Source organism: Pseudomonas sp. SDO5591_S426 (genome assembly GCF_054070755.1).
Genome location: NZ_JBSVXD010000111.1, coordinates 1 through 19993 on the forward strand (window position 1 = coordinate 1; position 19993 = coordinate 19993).

A 19993-nucleotide genomic window follows, 5' to 3' on the forward strand; every position below is an offset into this window, starting at 1 on the left:
ACAAGAATCTTGGTTGAACACAAATTCTGTGAACAATAAAAAAACCTGTGGGAGCGGGCTTGCCCGCGATGAGGCCGGTCCAAACGACAAAAATCTATTGCCCTGAACGCGCCGGCAACAGCTTCAACGTACTGCGGGTATTGGCCGTCACCTCTTCATCATTGAGATGCGCCTGGTAGTAAACCCCTTCGATATACGCCTCGGCCTGATCCTCATAGTGACTGTCAAACAGCACGCCGCTCTGGCCAACCGGGTTGACGGTCAGGCTGTGGGTCGGGTCGGCGAAGTCGATCAGGCGCCGGGTCGACGGGCCGTAGGTCACCGGCCACGGGGCCGGGCCAATCTTGGCTGACAGGTTGTTCGGTACTTCATGGCTGCCGGGCGCTGCAAACGGGCCGACGTTGAACAGACGATCCAGCGGCTTTTGCTGGCCCAGCGGATGACCATGGGTCAGGGTGTGCGCGTTGCCCCACTGCCATTGCGCGAAATCCGCGCCGAGGGTGGTCGTGAGGTGGGTGATGCTGGCCTGCCAGGCAGCCTTGACCGTATCGGCGCGGGTTTCCTTGCCGAGGGTGTTGCGGTTGTCCCACCACGGTGAATCGGCGTTTGCCGCCAGGCGCGGGAGCGCTGCGTCGATCACGCGGGTCGAGAGCAGGGTTTCGAAAAAGTCGTTGCCCAGCTCATCGTGCATTGCCGCGTCGGCGAGGTTGAACAGAAATTGGTTGAACACGGTGGCGTTTGTGGATTCGAGAGGGTAATCGCCTTTCCACTGCGCCAGTTGCTCCACCAGTTTGAGTTCTGCAGGATCGCTGACCACTTCACGCAACACCGGTAGCAGTGGCGCCAACAAGCGCGGGCCGTAACCGGTGGTGGTGCCCAGTTGCAGCTGCTGGCTGGCATCCAGATCCCACTTGATCGCCTTGTCGCTGAGTTGCTGATTAAGCTGCTGGCCACGGTCGGCCAGGTTGTAATAGCCGGGGATTTCCATGCCCGTCGCCGACACAGGCTGGAAGTTGGCCGAGACGATATAGCCCCGCGCCGGGTTCTCTTCCTGCGGGTTGGCGCTGAACGGGTAGAAACCGTCCTTGTCCGCCTCGGCAGTGCTGCCGTCGAGGATGAACCACGGCTTCACCCCGGCAGGCCGCTTGGGCAATTGCGCCGCCGCCCACCAGCCGATGTCGCCCTTGGCGTTGGCCCAGACCACGTTCAGCCCCGGCGCCTGAATCTTGGCCGCAGCACTGCGGGCCTTGGCCAGGGTGTCGGCGCGGTTGAGTTGATAGAAGCCTTCAAGGATCGGGTTCTGGCTTTCGAGAAAACCCCACCACATGGCGATCGGTGTTTTGCCGACGCTGTTGCCCAGCGCATCGTTGACGATCGGACCATGGGGCGACTGACGCAGCACCAAGGTGACGGGCGCCTGGCCCTTGACCGCGATCTGCTGTTCGCTGCTCACCATGTCTACCCATTTGCCGCGATACCAGACCTGATTGGGATTGGCCGGGTTGACCTTCTCGGCGATCAGGTCGAGGTCATCGTTCTGGAACATGGTGATGCTCCAGCCGAAGTCGCGGTTCATGCCCAGCGAGGCGAACGGCATCAACGCCTGATAGTGGCCGTAGAGCTCGAAGCCCGGTGCCGAGAGATGCGCTTCGTACCACACTGACGGCGCGGAAAAGCGGATGTGCGGGTCACCTGCCAGCAGCGGCTTGCCGCTTTTGGTGCGATTGCCGGCCACGACCCAGGCATTGCTGCCCTCGAACTGCGGCAGGCCGTTGTCGGCCAAGGCCTGCTCGCTGAGACGGGCGAGGGCGTTGAGATCCTTCCAGTCGGCGCTGGCGAGAACCGGCCCGGTGACGCTGTGTTGCTTCGCCAGCACGCCTTTGGGCTGCCAGTCGAGATCGAACACGTTCAAGTAATCGGCGCCGAGTTGGTCGCGCACGTAGGTCAACAGCGGTTCGGTGCGAAACGCCGCGGCAAAACTGTAGGCCATGTAACCGGCGATGCTGATGGTGTCCTGGGCGGTGAACGGGCGCTTCTGAATGCCCAGCACATCGAACTCCACGGGTTTGGCGTGGCTGTCCTGATACTGGTTGATGCCATCCAGATACGCCTGCATGGCGATGAAGGTCGGTGATTGCTTATCAAGATTCGCCAGATAGGTTTCGGCGCGTTCGCGAATGCGCAGGCTGCGCATCAGCTTGTCGGTGTCGAGCAGCTTCGGCCCGAGCACTTCGGCCAACTCGCCACGGGCGAGGCGACGCAGGACTTCCATCTGGAACAACCGGTCCTGGGCGTGGACATAGCCGAGCGCGCGGTACAGGTCGGGTTCGTTTTCGGCGCGAATATGCGGGATGCCGCGCTCGTCGTAGCGCACGGTGACCGAGCCTTGCAGGTGTTGCAGTTCCACCATGCCCTGGCGTGTCGGTTGCTTGCTGTAGACGTACCAGCCGCCGGCTGCGGTGAGCGCGACAATCAGCAGACCGAGAGCGGTCAGGCTTCGTTTCATGGTGACTCCTTGTTGTTATGAGTGGCAGCAGTTCCCTGGTGCCACTGTTTAACACGGCTCACCGAATTGGCCCATCACCCGTAGGAGGGATTCGTATTGCTGCGTTTTTCCCTACTTCGACGTATCGACCGGCCACGGGCAGTAACAACCCACCGCCAGTGTGTGCGTGGCACTCACCGGGCGGCCCTGGTTCAGCGCTTGCAGGATCGGCTCGATAAAACTGTTACTGGAATTGCAGGTCAGGCCTTCGCTGTACGGGCCGAAGTACGCCAGTTTGCCGCTGCGATCCCAGATCGCCACGGCGGGGCTGGCGGGGATTTGCTCGGAACCGGGCAGGACCGTGATGGTTTTCAGGTTGCTCAAGGTGCTCGGCAACTGACCGTGGCTGCCGGGCTTTTGCACGGAGTAGAACTCGACACCTTGCGGACCATACTGCTCGACCAGTTCGCTGAGGTGCTGCTGATTGCCGACATTGCACGGACAGGCCGGGTCCCAGAAGTGCACGAGGCGAATGGCGCCGGGGCCGGCAAGCGTGTCGGGCAGGCGCAGCGGATCGCCGGAGAACACCGCCGTGTGTTCGCTGAATGCGCGCAGGTAGCGTCCTTGAAACCAATCGTAAGCCGCCCACAACACGCCGGCGCACAACAGAGCGAGCAGGCTGATAAACACGGTGGCACGAACGGGCGAGCGCATAGGGTCAATCCTCGAAGGTCGGCTAGCTTGCCATGCTTGCCGCGACAGATGAATATCGCAGATCCATAAACCCTGTTTCGTGTTCTGGAATCGTCCATGTCTGCCACTTTCGACCCTGATCATCTGCGCGCAAGCCTGCGGCCATTGGCCGAGGGACAGCCGTTGTCAGCGGAGGCGCAGGCCTATCAGCGGTTCTACGGTCTGGATTTTTCCTCGCGCCATGTCCGCAGTGGGCTGGGGCGTTTTCAGATTGATGGCTACGAGTTGGTCAGCCAGGTCTGGTGGCCGGTGCAAGCGAAGGCGACGCTGTTCGTGTTCCACGGTTTCTACGATCACACCGGGCTCTACCGGCATGTGATCGAGTGGGCGCTGGATCAGGGCTTTGCGGTGATTGCCTGCGACCTGCCGGGGCACGGTCTGTCCAGTGGCGAGCGGGCGAGTATCAAGGACTTCGCCGAGTATCAGGACACCTTGCAGGGGCTGTTTGCCGAAGCGCAGTCTCTCGATCTGCCGCAACCGTGGCACCTGTGCGGGCAGAGCACCGGTGGGGCGATCGTGATCGATCATGTGTTGAATGCGGGAGCGAGCAGTCCCGCCCAGGGCCAGGTGATTCTGCTGGCGCCGTTGGTGCGGCCGCGGGCCTGGGGCTGGTCGCATTTCAGCTATTACCTGCTCAAGCCGTTCGTCAAAGCGATTGCCCGGCGCTTCAGCGAGAACTCCAACGACCCGGCCTTCCTGCCGTTCCTGCAAGCCGATCCGTTGCAGCCGCTGCGACTGCCGACGGCGTGGGTGGGGGCATTGGCGCAATGGATCAAGCGAGTCGAAGCCGCACCGGTCAGCACCCGGCGACCATTGATTGTGCAGGGACAGGCCGACATGACGGTGGATTGGCAGCACAACCTTGAAGTGCTGCGGGCGAAGTTCGATCGGCCGCAGGTGTTGATGCTGCCCGAGGCGCGGCATCATTTGGCGAATGAGGCGCTGGTGTTGCGGGGGGAGTATTTCGGGTTTTTGAGCAAGCGGATCAAGGGCAGGAATTTGTAGTGAGGCTGGCGGCCCCATCGCGGGCAAGCCCGCTCCCACAATGAACTGTGTGGACTCACAAATTTGCGACTTACACAAAACCTGTGGGAGCGGGCTTGCCCGCGATGGCGATCTTGCAAGCGCTCAAGATCACTGGCTGAGACTCGAAGGATTCTGCCCCACCGCCAGCCCCGCCTTGATCGCCGCCAGCGCCGCCTGGTAATACGCCTTGCCTTCAGTCGATTCGGCAAACGTGGCGAATTCTTCCAGCTCTTCATCCGACAGGTCGCGATAGACATACAGCAGCGTGTTGTTCAGGTCGCTGCCTATCTGGTCCATCAAGCGCTGCCGTTGCCCATTCAACATGCCTTGCGCCTGACCCGCGCCAAGCAGGCCGGGGATCATCGAACTCAGGCTGTCCGCCGCGACACCGGCAATCGCCAGGCTGACTTCCGCCCCGGCCTCGCGCGCAGGCAGTGCCTGGGCCAGATGGCCGATGATCAGCAAGCGGCTGTCGCTGGCCTGAATCTTCGGCAAGCCCTTGGCGTTTTTCGCCAATTGATCGCGACGGGTGGCGAGCAGCTCGGCGGCGACGACTTTCTTGCCCAGCGGGGATTGAAAGAACGCCAGTGCAGGCTTCGGATCGGTGAGGTTCTTGCGCAATTGTGCTTCGGCGCGCTGGTCGACAGCCTTGGGTTCAAAACGCTGGTTGCTGTTGTTGACCAAGGCCTGGAACACCGCCGGTGGCAGGCTGCTTTGGTAGCGTTGTTGCGCAGCCGAGAGGGCGTCGCTGAAATGCGCGCGTTGTTCCGGCCAGCCGGCGACCTTGTACAACTGGTCGTGGCCGTCTGCCCAGGCGGGCAAAACGCAGAACATCAGCAGGGAGAAAAGCAAACGGCGCATAGGGACTCCTGTCAGCAGGCGACTATTCTCCGTGTGGCATAAGGTCTTGTCGAGAATTCGTATCAACCCGCTGCGTGGCTCTGTCGGATTTTCAGGCGCCGGAATACTATGCGCGCCATGCAAATACCTTCTGATCACCCGCTGCTGTTACGAATCGTCGACGACCTCGCTGCCAACGGCTGGTCGCAGCAGAATATTTTCCTGCCTCTGGATCTGACCCGAGCACTGGCGGCCGAGTGCCGTAAACGTGCCGCCGAGGGTGAATTGGCCCCGGCAGCGGTGGGGCGAGGGCCTTCCTCGGAGATCCGCGAGGGGATCCGCGGCGATCACATCCAGTGGATCGAACCCGGTCAGGCCGAGGCGTGCGACAGTTATCTGCGGTTGATGGACAGCCTGCGCGAGGCGATGAACCGCGGTCTGTTCCTGGGGCTGGAAGATTTCGAAAGCCATTTCGCGATGTACCCGCCCGGCGCGTTCTACCTCAAGCACGTCGATCGCTTCCGCGATGACGACAAGCGGATGGTATCGGCGGTGGTCTACCTCAATGACGCATGGCTTCCCGAGCATGGCGGCCAGTTGCGCATGTACCTGGATGAAAACGCGGAATACGATGTGGTGCCGACCGGTGGGTGCCTGGTGGTGTTCCTGTCCGGCGAGGTTCCCCATGAAGTCCTGCCCGCGACCCGGGAACGCCTGTCGTTGACCGGCTGGTTTCGGCGTCGGGGCAACGAGCCGTTCTGATCATGCAGAAGATATTGGTAAGCCGCTGCCTGTTGGGTCACCGCGTTCGATACGACGGTGGTGCCAGTGGGCCGTTCGATCAGCTTCAGGCGTGGCTCGACGAAGGTCGGGTCGTGCCGCTGTGCCCGGAAGTCGCCGGAGGCTTGCCGACGCCACGGGCGGCAGCGGAGATTCCTGGCGGGCAGGGCAGCGAAGTGCTCGAAGGTCATGCATCGGTAATCACCACCGAGGGCGAGGACGTCAGTGCGCAATTTTTGTCCGGGGCTTATCAAGCGCTGGAGCTGGTGCAACAACACGGCATCCGCATCGCCATCCTCAAGACCAACAGCCCGTCGTGCGGCAATCTGCTGACGTATGACGGGACGTTCAGTGGGGTGAAGGTCAGTGGCGAAGGGGTGACGGCGGCATTGCTCAAGCGCCATGGGGTGTTGGTGTTCAGTGAGCTGGAGCTGGCAGAAGCGGCGCAGGTGCTGGCAGCACTCGATTAAAACCTCACACAAAACCATTGTGGGAGCGGGCTTGCTCGCGAAGGCGGTGTATCAGGCAACGGGTTTGTCGACTGACACAATGTCTTCGCGAGCAAGCCCGCTCCCACATTCGATTCTTGTCGCCTTTAAGGCTTGGGCGCCGCCCCCGATTCCGCCCCAAACCACTTCTCCTCCAGCGCCGCCAGTCGGCCATCGGCCTTGATCCGCTGCAACGCGTTTTCCAGGCTGGCATGAAACGCCGGGTTACCCTTCTGAAACGGAATCGCCAGGCTCACCGCTGGGTTGGCTTTGGGTTTTTCTTCCGTCAGCGACTGCACCAGCAGGATGGATTGCGGCGCATCTTTCTGCGCGATCAATTGCGCATTGGTCTTGATGTAGGGCTCGCTGAAGTCGAAACGATCCGTGAGCGCCGGGGTCTCTGTAATGTGGTTGATGGCGATGTCGTACTTGCCGCTTTCGACGCCATTGAGCAGATCACTGGCGTCGGTGACGACGAAATCGGCCCGCACATCGAGTTCGTTGGCCAGCATTTGACCCAGTTCGACTTCAAAGCCCGCGAGTTTGTCGTCTTCCTTGAAGTTGAACGGAGGTGTATTGGCCTCCAGGGCAATGCGCAACTCGCCACGGTCGTTCACGTCGTCAATCAGTTCGGCATGAGCCAAAGGGCTCAAAAGGGGTAGCAGGCAGATCAGGCCAGGCAGAAAGCGCATGGTCACTCCTTTGAATTTTTTATCGCGACCCTCTGATTCAGGCTCGCTTTGCTATGGTTGTCGAGTGCCTTCGACAACGATTGACCATGAAGTTGTGATGGTCACGCGAATTTTACGGAAAAACTGGAGAAGAGAATGAAAACCTTTATGTCACGTGCTGCTTTGGCTGGCCTGTTGATGGGTGTTTCGGTGCTGGCCAGTGCGGCGACGCCAGCTCCCAAGGGCGCTGAAGTGTCCATCGTGTCGCCTAAAGACGGTGGGACTGTTCCGCAAACCTTCAGGGTCAAGTTCGCTGTCGAGAACATTGCGCTGGCGCCAGCGGGCGACGCCACCAAGAACACCGGTCACCACCACCTGCTGATCGACGCCACAGAGATAGTCGCTGCGGGGCAAGTTATTCCCGTAGACGCCAATCACGTGCATTTCGGCAAGGCACAAACCGAAACCGAGGTGACGCTGACACCCGGCGAGCACACCTTGCAACTGGAGTTGGGTGACAAGAACCACATGGCCTTCGATCCTCCGATCGTGTCGGAAAAAATCACCGTCAACGTCAAGTAACCTGGCAACGAGCATGAAAAAGGGAGCCCGAAGGCTCCCTTTTTTTGTCGCTCAAGTCGCTATCAGAACAGCACGCGGCTACGGATGGTGCCGTTGACGTGTTGCAGCTTCTCTTGCGCCAGGTCCGAGTACTCGGCGTCGACGTCGATCACCACGTAGCCGACTTTCTCGTTGGTCTGCAGGAACTGACCGGAGATGTTGATGCCGTTTTCCGCGAAGACCTTGTTGATCTCGCTGAGTACGCCCGGAATGTTTTCGTGGATGTGCAGCAGGCGGTGCTTGCCAGGGTGAGCCGGCAGGGCCACTTCCGGGAAGTTCACGGACGATACCGAAGTACCGTTGTCGCTGTACTTGACCAGCTTCTCAGCCACTTCCAGACCGATGTTGGCTTGCGCCTCGGCAGTGGAACCGCCGATGTGCGGGGTCAGGATCACGTTGTCCAGGCCACGCAGCGGGCTTTCGAACTCTTCTTCGTTGGAGCGTGGCTCCACCGGGAATACGTCGATGGCCGCGCCGATCAGGTGCTTGTCCTTGATGGCGGCGGCCAGGTGGTCCAGTTCGACCACGGTGCCGCGTGCGGCGTTGATCAGGATGCCGCCTTTCTTGATGGCGCGGATTTCCTTCTCGCCCATCATCCACTGGGTGGCGGCGGTTTCCGGAACGTGCAGCGAAACGATGTCGGACATCGCCAGCAGCTCGTGCAGGTTGCCTACCTGAGTGGCGTTACCCAGTGGCAACTTGGTGATGGTGTCGTAGAAGTACACCTGCATGCCCAGGCCTTCAGCCAGGACCGACAGTTGAGTACCGATCGAGCCATAACCAACGATGCCCAGCTTCTTGCCGCGGATTTCGAAGGAATTGGCCGCGCTCTTGATCCAGCCGCCACGGTGGCAGGAAGCGTTCTTCTCAGGGATGCCGCGCAGCAACAGGATCGCTTCGGCCAGCACCAGCTCGGCAACGGAACGGGTGTTGGAGTACGGCGCGTTGAACACGGCGATACCGCGCTCGCGGGCAGCACTCAGGTCGACCTGGTTGGTGCCGATGCAGAAACAGCCGACAGCGACCAGTTTCTTCGCGTGATCGAAGATCTCTTCGGTCAGTTGAGTGCGGGAGCGAATGCCGATGAAGTGAGCATCAGCGATCTTTTCCTTGAGCTGGGCTTCCGGCAGAGAACCTGTGAGGTACTCGATGCTGGTGTAGCCCGCCGCCTTGAGGACGTCGACAGCCGATTGGTGGACGCCTTCGAGAAGAAGGAACTTGATCTTGCTCTTATCGAGAGAAGTCTTGCTCATCTGCGTAAACCTGTATCCCGGAGAAAATTGGCAGGAAATGGTCAACAGATGCTGACCCGAGCGGCAGGAACGCCGTCACCGCAGAACAGCCGTTGGGCACTATCCTGCGGGGTCGATATGCTAGCATAGGCGCCCCGCTAAACACTCATTCCTGCGACGTGAAGCGTTCTCAGGATGACCATGAATTGTTCGAGAGTTCTGTCGATGACCAATCCTGCCCTGATTGATGAGCTGAAGACCCTGGTTGAGCCTGGCAAGGTGCTGACCGATGCCGACTCCCTGAATGCTTACGGTAAGGATTGGACCAAGCATTTCGCCCCGGCCCCGACCGCCATCGTGTTCCCAAAGACCACCGAGCAGGTCCAGGCCATCGTCCTGTGGGCCAATAAACACAAGGTCGCGCTGGTGCCGTCCGGTGGTCGCACCGGTTTGTCCGCCGCTGCCGTGGCCGCCAATGGCGAAGTGGTCGTGTCCTTCGACTACATGAACCAGATCCTCGACGTGAACCTGACCGACCGCACTGCCGTTTGTCAGCCGGGCGTGGTCACCAAGCAATTGCAGAACGTCGCTGAAGAAAAAGGCCTGTACTACCCGGTGGACTTCGCCTCGTCCGGTTCGAGCCAGATTGGCGGCAATATCGGCACCAATGCTGGCGGGATCAAGGTGATTCGCTACGGCATGACCCGGAACTGGGTGGCCGGCATGAAAGTCGTCACCGGCAAGGGCGACGTGCTGGAGCTGAACCGCGACCTGATCAAGAACGCCACCGGCTACGACATGCGTCAGCTGTTCATCGGCGCCGAGGGCACCCTCGGTTTCGTGGTTGAAGCGACCATGCGCCTGGATCGCGCACCGAAAAACCTCACCGCGATGGTCCTCGGCACCACCGATTTCGACTCGATCATGCCGGTGCTGCACGCCTTCCAGAGCAAACTCGACCTGACCGCCTTCGAATTCTTCTCCGACAAGGCCCTGGCCAAAGTGATGGGCCGCGGTGACGTCCCGGCGCCCTTCGAAACCGATTGCCCGTTTTACGCGCTGCTTGAATTCGAAGCGACCACCGAAGAAGTGGCCAACCACGCCCTGGAAACCTTCGAGCACTGCGTCGAGCAGGGCTGGGTGCTGGACGGCGTGATGAGCCAGAGCGAAACCCAGCTGCACAACCTGTGGAAGCTGCGCGAATACATCTCCGAAACCATTTCCCACTGGACGCCGTACAAGAACGACATTTCGGTCACTGTGTCGAAAGTCCCGGCGTTCCTGAAAGAAATCGATGCGATCGTCGGCGAACACTACCCGGACTTCGAAATTGTCTGGTTCGGCCACATCGGCGACGGCAACCTGCACTTGAACATCCTCAAGCCGGATAACCTGAGCAAGGACGAGTTCTTCGCCAAGTGCGCCACCGTCAACAAGTGGGTGTTCGAAACCGTCGAGAAGTACAACGGTTCGATCTCCGCCGAACACGGTGTGGGCATGACCAAGCGTGATTACTTGACCTACAGCCGTTCGCCGGTTGAGATCGAGTACATGAAAGCCGTCAAAGCGGTGTTCGACCCGAACGGCATCATGAACCCGGGCAAGATTTTCGCTGTTTGATTTTCGAACTTTAAGAGCCAACGAAGCAGGAGTCGGTAATGAGCTATCAGCACCAGTATGTCGACGGTACGCGCATTCATTTCCCGCTGGGGAAAGTGGTGTGCATCGGCCGTAACTACGCCGAACACGCCAAGGAACTGGACAATCCGGTGCCGACCGAACCGCTGCTGTTCATCAAACCGGGCAGTTGCGTAGTGCCGCTGGAAGGCGGTTTCAGCATTCCGACGGAGCGCGGTTCGGTGCATTACGAAGCGGAAATCGCGGTGTTGATCGGCAAACCGTTGTCGACCAAACCGAGCGTTGAAGAAGTGCTCGACGCCATTTCCGGTTTCGCCCCGGCCCTGGACCTGACCCTGCGCGACAAGCAGGCCGAGCTGAAATCCAAGGGCCTGCCCTGGGAAATCGCCAAGTCCTTCGACGGCGCGGCGGTGATCGCTCCGTTCGTGTCCGGCAGCACCTTCGCTGACCTGACCGACATCGGCATCCGCCTGACCATCAACGGCGAAGTGCGTCAGGACGGCAACAGCAGCGCGATGCTCAACCCGATCGTGCCGATGATCCAGCACATGGCCGGCTGCTTCTCGCTGCAGGCCGGTGATGTGATCCTGACTGGCACGCCAGTGGGCGTTGGTCCGCTGAATGTCGGCGACGAAATCGTCCTGGAACTGCCGGGCGCCAGCAGCTTCAGCAGCAGCGTTCGCTAAACCAGACACTGCTAAACCCTGTGGGAGCGAGCAAGCTCGCTCCCACATTGGTTATTGGGTGACTTACTCATTTGTGCTATTACCCCTAGCCTGAATTTCTGGAACGCATTCCCTGATGGCCACTCCACCGCTCTCCACGCTCAAACCTGTCCGTCGTTCGCGCTTTGCCCTGCGTTGGTATTCCTGGCTATTGCTGGTGGCCGCCATCGCCTACGGCCTCGCGTTTGCCATGCATTGGGATGATCGCGGCATGCTCTGGTTGCAGGAGCGTTTCGAAAGCACCGCCGAGCGACAAGAGAGTGTCTGGCTGCCGGACTACCAGGCAGTGATCGACGCCAAGCCGCTGCCCGGCCTGGAAAAGGACGAAGCCTCGGACCTGGCCTACGACCCTCAAAGCAAAACCCTGTTTTCGGTAATGGGCAAAAATCCGTTCCTGGTCGAGTTGAGTTTGCAGGGTGACGTGCTGCGCAAGATGCCGCTGGTGGGCTGGAGCAATCCAGAGGGCGTGACGGTGCTGGGCAATGGCCTGTTGGCTATCGTCGATGAGCGTGATCATCTGATTACCATCGTCAAGGTCGATGCCGACACTCGCGAACTGAACATTGCCAATTTCCCGAAATACGATCTCGGTCCGTCGAAAGACCAGAACAAAGCCTTCGAAGCCATCACCTGGGATTCGCGCAATCAGCAACTGCTGTTGGGTGAGGAGCGTCCACCGGCCTTGTTCACCTGGAAAGGTGACGGTCAGAAACTGATCGGCGACAAACAAAAACTGGCCAGTGATGAACTGGACGTACGCAATCTGTCTGCCTTGGCCATCGACCCGCGTACCGGTCACACCCTGGTGTTGTCCGCCGATTCCCATCTGTTGCTGGAGCTGGACGAAAAAGGCGAACAGGTCAGTTTCATGACCTTGCTGGGTGGCTTCAATGGCCTGAAGAAAACCATTCCCCGTGCCGAAGGCGTGACCATGGACGAGGCGGGCACGCTGTATATGGTTAGCGAGCCGAACCTCTTCTACCGCTTCGAAAAGCAGCGTTGAACCCTTCCTGTAGGAATTTCGTTACCAAGTTGTAGGAGCGGGCAAGTGGCCATTAAGCTTTAATTCAGACTCGCGTGGTATTTCATCCGCCTGTTTTGATTCCGAGCCCGCCTCCAATGCGTCGATTTGCCCGCCCCAAACCCTTGATCCTGCTCCTGTCGGTGATCGCGCTGATCGTGTTGATCGCTTTCGGTCAGCACCTGCGGTTGTTTGAGCGTGCCTGGTTCAACCTGCACACGCTCTGGCAGCCGTTGAGCACCCAGTCCATTGGCCTGGATCAATATCAGGTGGTATTGGAGGCGCAGGTTATCGAGGGGCTGGACGACGATGTTTCAGCGCTGACCTACGACCCGGTGCGCAAAAGCCTGTTTACGGTCACCAATCAAAACTCCGAGCTGATCGAGCTTTCCCTCGACGGCAAGATCCTGCGCCGCATCGCGTTGGTCGGCTTTGGCGATCCGGAGGCGGTGGAGTACATCAGCGCCGACACCTACGTGATCACCGACGAGCGCCAACAGCGGCTGATCAAGATTCATCTGGAGCACGACACCACGTTCCTCGATGCGGCGGACGCTGAGCAGATGACGCTCGGCGTGCACATGAGCGGCAACAAGGGATTTGAAGGGCTGGCCTACGATTCGGTGGGCAAGCGCCTGTTTGTCGCCAAGGAGCGCGACCCGATGCTGATCTACGAAGTGCACGGGTTTCCGCATTTCAATCCGGAAAAATCCTACGCAGTACACGTCATCAACAATCCCAAGCGTGATGCCGGGATGTTCGTACGCGATCTGTCGAGCCTGCAATATGACGAGCGCAGCGGCCACTTGATGGCGCTGTCCGACGAGTCACGGTTGATTCTGGAACTGGATGTGGACGGGCGCCCACTGAGCACCATGTCACTGAACAAGGGCCGGCAGGGGCTGCAAAAGACGGTGCCGCAAGCGGAAGGGATCGCCATGGACGACGACGGTACGATGTACCTGGTGAGCGAGCCGAATCTGTTTTACGTCTTCAAAAAGCCAGCACAACCCTGACCATTGACGCATTACCCTGTGGGAGCGGGCTTGCCCGCGATGGCGGTCTATCAGTCAACATCGATGTTGAATGTGATGGCCTTATCGCGGGCAAGCCCGCTCCCACAGGTATTTCATGTGCCCACAAATGAGTGGGCAGCCACGCTTACTTCGCTCGCAGGGTCTTCACACCTTCACTGGTCCCCAACAACAGCAGATCCGCCGGACGCGCCGCGAACAAGCCGTTGGTGACCACGCCGACGATCGCATTGATCTGCGCTTCCAGCTCCACCGGGTTGGTGATCTCCAGATTGAACACGTCGAGGATGATGTTGCCGTTGTCGGTCAGCACGCCTTCGCGGTAAACCGGGTCGCCGCCGAGTTTCACCAATTGACGGGCCACGTGACTGCGGGCCATCGGGATCACTTCGACCGGCAGCGGGAACGCGCCGAGCACCGGCACCAGTTTGCTGGCGTCAGCGATGCAGATGAAGGTCTTGGCTACGGCCGCGACAATCTTCTCGCGGGTCAGGGCTGCGCCGCCGCCCTTGATCAGGTTCAGGTGCTCGTCGCTTTCATCGGCGCCGTCGACGTAGAACTCCAGGTCGCTGACGGTGTTCAACTCGTACACCGGAATCCCGTGGCCCTTGAGGCGCGCGGCGGTGGCTTCGGAACTGGCTACTGCGCCATCGAACGCGCCCTTGTGCTGGGCCAGGGCGTCGATGAAGCAGTTGGCGGTGGAGCCGGTGCCGACCCCGACGATGCTCTTGTCGTCGAGTTTCGGAAGGATGAAGTCGACGGCGGCCTGAGCCACTGCCTGTTTGAGTTGATCCTGGGTCATGCGGGCTCCGGAAGCGGGCAAGGTAAGAACGGAAAGGCCGGCATTATAGCCCCATGTCGGGCTAAAACCTCTGTATTCGTGTGGTCGTCCGCCCAAAAGCCGGGTTAGACTCCTTGGTCCTGCCCAGCCGCTCAGTGATGCTTTCCGATGCTTGAACAGTACGTCAAAATGATCCTCAACTCGCGCGTTTATGACGTTGCCGTTGAAACCCCGTTGCAGACTGCCCGCCAGCTCTCCGAGCGATTGGGCAACGATATCTGGCTCAAGCGTGAAGACTTGCAGCCGGTGTACTCGTTCAAGATTCGCGGCGCGTACAACAAGCTGACCCAGCTGAGCGATGAAGAACGCGCCCGCGGCGTGGTCACCGCTTCGGCGGGCAACCATGCGCAAGGCCTGGCCCTGGCGGCCAAGGTGTTGGGCGTGAAAGCGACCATCGTCATGCCCAAGACCACCCCCGAGATCAAGGTCGAAGGCGTGCGTTCGCGCGGCGGCAAAGTGGTGCTGCACGGTGATTCGTTCCCGGAAGCCCTGGCCTACTCGCTGAAACTGGTCGACGAAAAAGGCTACGTCTACATCCACCCCTACGACGATCCCCACACCATTGCCGGGCAGGGCACGGTGGCCATGGAGATTCTGCGCCAGCACCCGGCGCCGTTGGATGCGATTTTCGTCCCGGTCGGCGGTGGCGGTCTGATCGCCGGTATCGCGGCATACGTGAAGTACCTGCGTCCGGACATCAAAGTCATCGGTGTCGAACCGGACGACTCCAACTGCCTGCAAGCGGCGATGGCAGCGGGCGAGCGCGTGGTGCTGCCGACCGTGGGCATCTTTGCCGACGGCGTAGCGGTGGCGCAGATCGGTCAGCACACCTTCGATATCTGCAAAGACTATGTCGATGAAGTGATCACCGTCAGCACCGACGAAATCTGCGCGGCGATCAAGGACATCTACGACGATACCCGCTCGATCACCGAACCTGCCGGCGCCCTGGGCGTGGCCGGGATCAAGAAATACGTCGAGCAGCGCGGCGTCAGCGGCCAGACCTTCGTCGCCATCGACTCCGGCGCCAACGTCAACTTCGACCGCTTGCGCCACGTCGCCGAGCGCGCCGAACTGGGCGAGGGCCGCGAAGCGATCATCGCCGTGACCATCCCCGAGCAGCCGGGCAGCTTCAAGGCGTTCTGCGAAGCCATCGGCAAGCGCCAGATCACTGAATTCAATTATCGCTACAACACCGGCAGCGAAGCGCACATCTTCGTTGGCGTGCAGACGCACCCGGAAAACGACCCGCGCAGCGCACTGATTGCCAGCCTGAGCGAACAAGGTTTCCCGGTGCTGGACCTGACCGACAACGAACTGGCCAAGTTGCACATCCGCCACATGGTCGGTGGTCGCGCGGCGCATGTGGTTGACGAAGTGATCCTGCGCTTCGAATTCCCGGAGCGGCCGGGTGCGCTGTTCAACTTCCTCAACAAGCTCGGCGGGCGCTGGAACATTTCGATGTTCCATTACCGCAACCACGGCGCAGCGGACGGCCGGGTGGTCGCGGGCCTGCAAGTGCCTCACGATGAACGTCATCTGGTGCCGGCGGCGCTGGAAGAAATCGGTTACCCGTACTGGGATGAAAGCGACAACCCGGCCTATCAGCTGTTTCTTGGCTGAACGGCTACGCTGATGGGCAAGGCATAAGGAAATCGAACCATGGAATCGTTAACCGCCCTGAAAATGGCGCACATGGTGGCAACAGTGGTGTTGCTGCTGAGTGCGCTGGGCTTGGCTATCTGGGTCTGGCGCGCGCGGCGTAACGGCGACGCGACGGCGGGCAGTCGCACCCTGCAACGGCCGCGAGTGTTCATCTGGTTGTTGATGGGGCTGGCGTTGCTGAGCATGCCGTTTACCGGCTGGGGGATGGTGCATCTGGTGGGCTGGCCGCTGGGGCAGACCTGGCTGTTGGCTTCCAGTGTGCTTTACACTGTGGCGGCACTGGCGTGGTTCTGGTTGCTGGTGCGGCTCAACAAACTGCGCAAGGCGCCGGGTGGCGTGGGTAAATTTACCTTTGCCTTGGCGTTGTTCAGTTTTGTCTGCTTTATCGCGATTGCCGGGTTGATGGGTGCCAAGCCTGTTTAACCCATGAAACCGAGTTGGCCCCATCGCGGGCAAGCCTTGCTCCCACAGGGATCTTCAGTGAACACAGATTTTGTGAACGCTAGAGAAACTTGTGGGAGCTGGCTTGCCAGCGATAGCGGTTTTAGTCGCGCAGGCTGATCACCGGCCAGCCACGCTTCTCGGCCTCGGCCCGCAGATTCGGATCTGGATCAACCGCAACCGGATTCGCCACCTGCTCCAGCAACGGCAGATCATTCATCGAGTCGCTGTAAAAATAGCTGCCTTCCAGGTTGTACCCGGTCTCTTCCAGCCAACGATTCAACCGTGTCACCTTGCCTTCACGGAAGCACGGCACGTCGGTGCTGCGCCCGGTGTAGCGGCCGTCGAGCATTTCGCATTCGGTGGCGATCAGGGTTTCGACGCCCAGGCGTTCGGCAATCGGGCCTGTGACGAAGCGGTTGGTGGCGGTGATGATCACCAGCATGTCACCAGCGTCGCGGTGCTTTTTCAGCAGTTCGATCGCCTTGGGCAGCATGATCGGTTCGATGCAGTCGCGCATGTAATCGCTGTGCCACAGGTCCAGCGTGGCCATTTCGGTGCGGCCGAGCACTTCCAGGCAGAAGTTCAGGTAGGCCGCGTTGTCCAGCTTGCCGGCCAAGTAGTCCTGGTAGAACTCGTCGTTGCGTGTCTTGTAGGCAACGGCGTCGAGGAAGCCGCGCTCACACAGGTAATCGCCCCAGGCGTGATCACTGTCGCCACCCAGAAGCGTGTTGTCCAAGTCGAATAAAGCCAGCCGCATTGCAGTTACTCGCTGAAAAGTCTGTAGAAAGGCGTCCAGAATACGGACTTTTCACAAGAGTGCACATAAGGTCGGCCGGCGCGTTGCTGCCTTCACAACCTTTGTGGAACAATGCGGCGACATGCGTTTGCGAGGTTGTTGCCGTGATCGACCCCGATGGTTTCCGTCCTAATGTCGGGATCATTCTCACGAATGATGCCGGCCAGGTGCTATGGGCTCGCCGAATCAATCAAGATGCCTGGCAGTTTCCTCAAGGTGGTATCAACCCCCAGGAGACGCCGGAAGACGCCTTGTACCGCGAGCTGAACGAAGAAGTAGGCCTGGAGCGCGAAGATGTTGAAATACTCGCCTGCACCCGGGGCTGGTTGCGCTATCGTTTGCCGCAACGTCTGGTCAGGACCCACAGCCAACCGCTGTGCATCGGCCAGAAACAGAAGTGGTTTCTCCTGCGCCTGATCTCCAACGAGCAGCGGGTGCGGATGGATTTGACCGGTAAACCGGAATTCGATGGCTGGCGCTGGGTCAGCTATTGGTATCCGTTGGGCCAGGTGGTGACATTCAAGCGCGAGGTGTATCGACGCGCTCTCAAAGAGCTTGCCCCGCGCCTTTTAGCGCGCGACTGACGACGGAGTTCGACCCCGAGCCATGCTCAATACGCTGCGCAAGATCGTCCAGGAAGTTAACTCCGCCAAGGATCTCAAGGCGGCGTTGGGGATTATTGTGTTGCGCGTCAAAGAGGCCATGGGCAGCCAGGTCTGCTCGGTCTACCTGCTTGACCCCGAGACCAACCGTTTCGTGCTGATGGCCACCGAGGGCTTGAACAAGCGCTCGATCGGCAAGGTCAGCATGGCGCCCAATGAAGGTCTGGTTGGCCTGGTCGGCACGCGTGAAGAACCCCTGAACCTCGAAAACGCCGCGGATCACCCGCGCTACCGCTACTTCGCCGAGACCGGTGAAGAGCGCTACGCCTCATTCCTCGGGGCGCCGATCATTCACCACCGTCGCGTCGTCGGCGTGTTGGTCATCCAGCAAAAAGAACGCCGCCAGTTCGATGAAGGTGAAGAAGCCTTCCTCGTGACCATGAGCGCGCAGCTCGCCGGCGTTATCGCCCACGCCGAGGCCACCGGTTCGATCCGTGGCCTGGGTCGTCAGGGCAAAGGTATTCAGGAAGCCAAGTTCGTCGGCGTACCGGGTTCGCCGGGTGCTGCGGTCGGTACGGCGGTGGTCATGCTGCCGCCTGCCGATCTGGACGTGGTGCCCGACAAGACCATCACCGATATCAACGCCGAACTGGGCCTGTTCAAGACCGCCATCGAAGGCGTACGCGCCGACATGCGCACCTTGTCCGCCAAGCTCGCCACGCAGTTGCGCCCGGAAGAGCGCGCCTTGTTCGACGTCTACCTGATGATGCTCGACGACGCGGCGCTGGGCAGCGAAGTGACCACGGTGATCAAGACCGGCCAGTGGGCCCAGGGCGCGTTGCGCCAGGTGGTCACCGATCACGTCAACCGTTTCGAATTGATGGACGACGCCTACCTGCGTGAGCGCGCATCCGACGTCAAAGACCTTGGTCGTCGCTTGCTCGCCTATCTGCAGGAAGAGCGTCAGCAAACCCTGGTCTATCCCGACAACACCATTCTGGTCAGCGAAGAACTGACGCCGGCCATGCTCGGCGAGGTGCCTGAAGGCAAGCTGGCGGGTCTGGTCTCTGTGCTCGGTTCCGGCAACTCCCACGTTGCGATCCTGGCGCGTGCCATGGGCATTCCGACGGTGATGGGCCTGGTCGACCTGCCGTATTCCAAGGTCGACGGCATCCAGATGATCGTCGACGGCTATCACGGCGAGGTCTACACCAACCCGAGCGACGTGCTGCGCAAGCAGTTCGCCGAGGTGGTCGAAGAAGAGAAGCAACTGGCCCTCGGGCTGGACGCATTGCGCGATCTGCCGTGTATCACGGTCGATGGCCACCGCATGCCGCTGTGGGTCAACACCGGGCTGCTGGCGGACGTGGCGCGGGCGCAGAAACGCGGCGCCGAAGGCGTTGGCCTGTACCGCACCGAAGTGCCGTTCATGATCAACCAGCGTTTCCCGAGTGAAAAGGAACAGCTGGCGATCTACCGCGAGCAACTGGCCGCGTTCCACCCGCAACCGGTGACCATGCGGACGCTGGACATCGGCGGCGACAAGTCGCTGTCGTACTTCCCGATCAAGGAAGACAACCCGTTCCTCGGCTGGCGCGGCATTCGCGTTACCCTCGACCACCCGGAAATCTTCCTGGTGCAGACCCGCGCCATGCTCAAGGCCAGCGAAGGCTTGAACAACCTGCGGATTCTGCTGCCGATGATTTCCGGCATCCATGAGCTGGAAGAAGCCCTGCACCTGATCCACCGGGCCTGGGGCGAAGTGCGCGATGAAGGCTGCGACGTGCCGATGCCACCGATTGGGGTGATGATCGAGATTCCGGCTGCTGTTTATCAGACCAAGGAACTGGCGCGACAGGTCGACTTCCTGTCGGTCGGCTCCAACGACCTGACGCAATACCTGTTGGCCGTGGACCGCAACAACCCGCGGGTTGCCGATCTCTACGACTACTTGCACCCGGCTGTGCTGCAAGCGCTGCAGAACGTGGTGCGTGATGCCCATGCCGAAGGCAAGCCGGTGAGCATCTGCGGCGAGATGGCCGGTGATCCGGCGGCGGCGGTGCTGTTGATGGCGATGGGTTTCGACAGCCTGTCGATGAACGCCACCAACCTGCCGAAAGTGAAGTGGATGCTGCGTCAGATCAATTTGAGCAAGGCCAAGGAATTGCTCGCCGAGCTGATGACCATCGACAATCCGCAGGTTATCCACAGCTCGCTGCAACTGGCGCTGAAGAACCTTGGGTTGGCGCGGATGATCAATCCGGCGGCAATCAAGCCCCTCTAAAAAGATCGCAGCCTGCGGCAACTCCTACAGAATGAGGCTAACATCTG

Annotated in this window: 19 protein-coding genes; 12 read left to right on the top strand and 7 right to left on the bottom strand. The window is 60.3% G+C overall.

Features of this window, described 5'->3' with window-relative positions; all coding sequences use genetic code 11:
• Window positions 1-94 precede the first annotated feature (94 nt).
• Both ACW9JC_RS19925 and ACW9JC_RS19930 read right to left on the bottom strand, forming a co-directional pair.
• Window positions 95-2506 (bottom strand): penicillin acylase family protein, encoded by a 2412-nt coding sequence (locus tag ACW9JC_RS19925; protein ID WP_457457040.1) that lies wholly within the window; start codon window positions 2504-2506, stop codon window positions 95-97.
• 111 nt (window positions 2507-2617) lie between these two features.
• Window positions 2618-3199, bottom strand: a complete 582-nt coding sequence (locus ACW9JC_RS19930) for a DUF6436 domain-containing protein (protein ID WP_338583746.1) — start codon at window positions 3197-3199, stop codon at window positions 2618-2620.
• 96 nt (window positions 3200-3295) lie between these two features.
• Here ACW9JC_RS19930 and bipL point away from each other — a divergent pair, with 96 nt between their 5' ends.
• On the top strand, window positions 3296-4243 hold the full coding sequence (gene bipL, locus ACW9JC_RS19935) for a phospholipase BipL (protein ID WP_457457042.1): 948 nt from the start codon (window positions 3296-3298) through the stop codon (window positions 4241-4243).
• 129 nt (window positions 4244-4372) lie between these two features.
• On the opposite strand, the gene ACW9JC_RS19940 is transcribed toward bipL, so the two are convergent.
• Window positions 4373-5125 (bottom strand): DUF2059 domain-containing protein, encoded by a 753-nt coding sequence (locus ACW9JC_RS19940; RefSeq protein WP_457457043.1) that lies wholly within the window; start codon window positions 5123-5125, stop codon window positions 4373-4375.
• A 108-nt stretch (window positions 5126-5233) separates the two neighbouring features.
• Between ACW9JC_RS19940 and ACW9JC_RS19945 the strand changes: the two genes are divergently transcribed.
• Window positions 5234-5866 carry a 2OG-Fe(II) oxygenase gene (locus ACW9JC_RS19945; RefSeq protein ID WP_416129586.1) on the top strand — a complete coding sequence of 211 codons (633 nt, stop codon included), beginning with the start codon at window positions 5234-5236 and terminating at the stop codon, window positions 5864-5866.
• Window positions 5867-5868: 2 nt separating this feature from the next.
• Window positions 5869-6354 (top strand): DUF523 domain-containing protein, encoded by a 486-nt coding sequence (locus ACW9JC_RS19950; RefSeq protein WP_457457045.1) that lies wholly within the window; start codon window positions 5869-5871, stop codon window positions 6352-6354.
• A 125-nt stretch (window positions 6355-6479) separates the two neighbouring features.
• Here the strand turns inward: ACW9JC_RS19950 and ACW9JC_RS19955 are convergent, their stop codons facing one another.
• Window positions 6480-7064: a transporter substrate-binding domain-containing protein gene (locus ACW9JC_RS19955; protein ID WP_457457047.1), complete on the bottom strand. Its 585-nt coding sequence runs from the start codon at window positions 7062-7064 to the stop codon at window positions 6480-6482.
• A 135-nt stretch (window positions 7065-7199) separates the two neighbouring features.
• Here ACW9JC_RS19955 and ACW9JC_RS19960 point away from each other — a divergent pair, with 135 nt between their 5' ends.
• On the top strand, window positions 7200-7625 hold the full coding sequence (locus ACW9JC_RS19960; RefSeq protein ID WP_338583740.1) for a DUF4399 domain-containing protein: 426 nt from the start codon (window positions 7200-7202) through the stop codon (window positions 7623-7625).
• Between the two features lie 62 nt (window positions 7626-7687).
• On the opposite strand, the gene serA is transcribed toward ACW9JC_RS19960, so the two are convergent.
• On the bottom strand, window positions 7688-8917 hold the full coding sequence (gene serA / locus ACW9JC_RS19965; RefSeq protein ID WP_338583739.1) for a phosphoglycerate dehydrogenase: 1230 nt from the start codon (window positions 8915-8917) through the stop codon (window positions 7688-7690).
• A 204-nt stretch (window positions 8918-9121) separates the two neighbouring features.
• Here serA and ACW9JC_RS19970 point away from each other — a divergent pair, with 204 nt between their 5' ends.
• The 4 genes from ACW9JC_RS19970 (at window position 9122) to ACW9JC_RS19985 (ending at window position 13296) form a co-directional block, all read left to right on the top strand.
• Complete coding sequence (locus ACW9JC_RS19970) at window positions 9122-10516, top strand: FAD-binding oxidoreductase (RefSeq protein WP_338583738.1); 1395 nt, start codon at window positions 9122-9124, stop codon at window positions 10514-10516.
• Window positions 10517-10554: 38 nt separating this feature from the next.
• Complete coding sequence (locus ACW9JC_RS19975; RefSeq protein WP_008064975.1) at window positions 10555-11220, top strand: fumarylacetoacetate hydrolase family protein; 666 nt, start codon at window positions 10555-10557, stop codon at window positions 11218-11220.
• Between the two features lie 115 nt (window positions 11221-11335).
• The gene (locus tag ACW9JC_RS19980) at window positions 11336-12262 is read left to right on the top strand and encodes an SdiA-regulated domain-containing protein (protein ID WP_457457051.1); all 927 of its coding nucleotides are present in this window, start codon (window positions 11336-11338) and stop codon (window positions 12260-12262) included.
• Window positions 12263-12378: 116 nt separating this feature from the next.
• Window positions 12379-13296 carry an SdiA-regulated domain-containing protein gene (locus tag ACW9JC_RS19985; RefSeq protein ID WP_457457053.1) on the top strand — a complete coding sequence of 306 codons (918 nt, stop codon included), beginning with the start codon at window positions 12379-12381 and terminating at the stop codon, window positions 13294-13296.
• A gap of 145 nt (window positions 13297-13441) precedes the next feature.
• Here the strand turns inward: ACW9JC_RS19985 and rpiA are convergent, their stop codons facing one another.
• On the bottom strand, window positions 13442-14116 hold the full coding sequence (gene rpiA / locus ACW9JC_RS19990; protein WP_457457055.1) for a ribose-5-phosphate isomerase RpiA: 675 nt from the start codon (window positions 14114-14116) through the stop codon (window positions 13442-13444).
• Window positions 14117-14263: 147 nt separating this feature from the next.
• On the opposite strand from rpiA, the gene ilvA reads away from it, so the two are divergent.
• Both ilvA and ACW9JC_RS20000 read left to right on the top strand, forming a co-directional pair.
• Window positions 14264-15778, top strand: coding sequence for a threonine ammonia-lyase, biosynthetic (gene ilvA, locus ACW9JC_RS19995; protein WP_338583732.1), 1515 nt, complete (start codon window positions 14264-14266; stop codon window positions 15776-15778).
• A gap of 39 nt (window positions 15779-15817) precedes the next feature.
• On the top strand, window positions 15818-16243 hold the full coding sequence (locus ACW9JC_RS20000) for a DUF2269 domain-containing protein (protein ID WP_457457057.1): 426 nt from the start codon (window positions 15818-15820) through the stop codon (window positions 16241-16243).
• A gap of 121 nt (window positions 16244-16364) precedes the next feature.
• Here the strand turns inward: ACW9JC_RS20000 and ACW9JC_RS20005 are convergent, their stop codons facing one another.
• On the bottom strand, window positions 16365-17021 hold the full coding sequence (locus ACW9JC_RS20005) for a histidinol-phosphatase (RefSeq protein ID WP_457457059.1): 657 nt from the start codon (window positions 17019-17021) through the stop codon (window positions 16365-16367).
• Between the two features lie 143 nt (window positions 17022-17164).
• Between ACW9JC_RS20005 and ACW9JC_RS20010 the strand changes: the two genes are divergently transcribed.
• Together ACW9JC_RS20010 and ptsP are read left to right on the top strand one after the other, a co-directional pair.
• The gene (locus ACW9JC_RS20010) at window positions 17165-17644 is read left to right on the top strand and encodes an RNA pyrophosphohydrolase (RefSeq protein WP_007897732.1); all 480 of its coding nucleotides are present in this window, start codon (window positions 17165-17167) and stop codon (window positions 17642-17644) included.
• A 22-nt stretch (window positions 17645-17666) separates the two neighbouring features.
• Window positions 17667-19946 carry a phosphoenolpyruvate--protein phosphotransferase gene (gene ptsP / locus ACW9JC_RS20015; RefSeq protein WP_457457061.1) on the top strand — a complete coding sequence of 760 codons (2280 nt, stop codon included), beginning with the start codon at window positions 17667-17669 and terminating at the stop codon, window positions 19944-19946.
• Window positions 19947-19993: the final 47 nt, after the last annotated feature.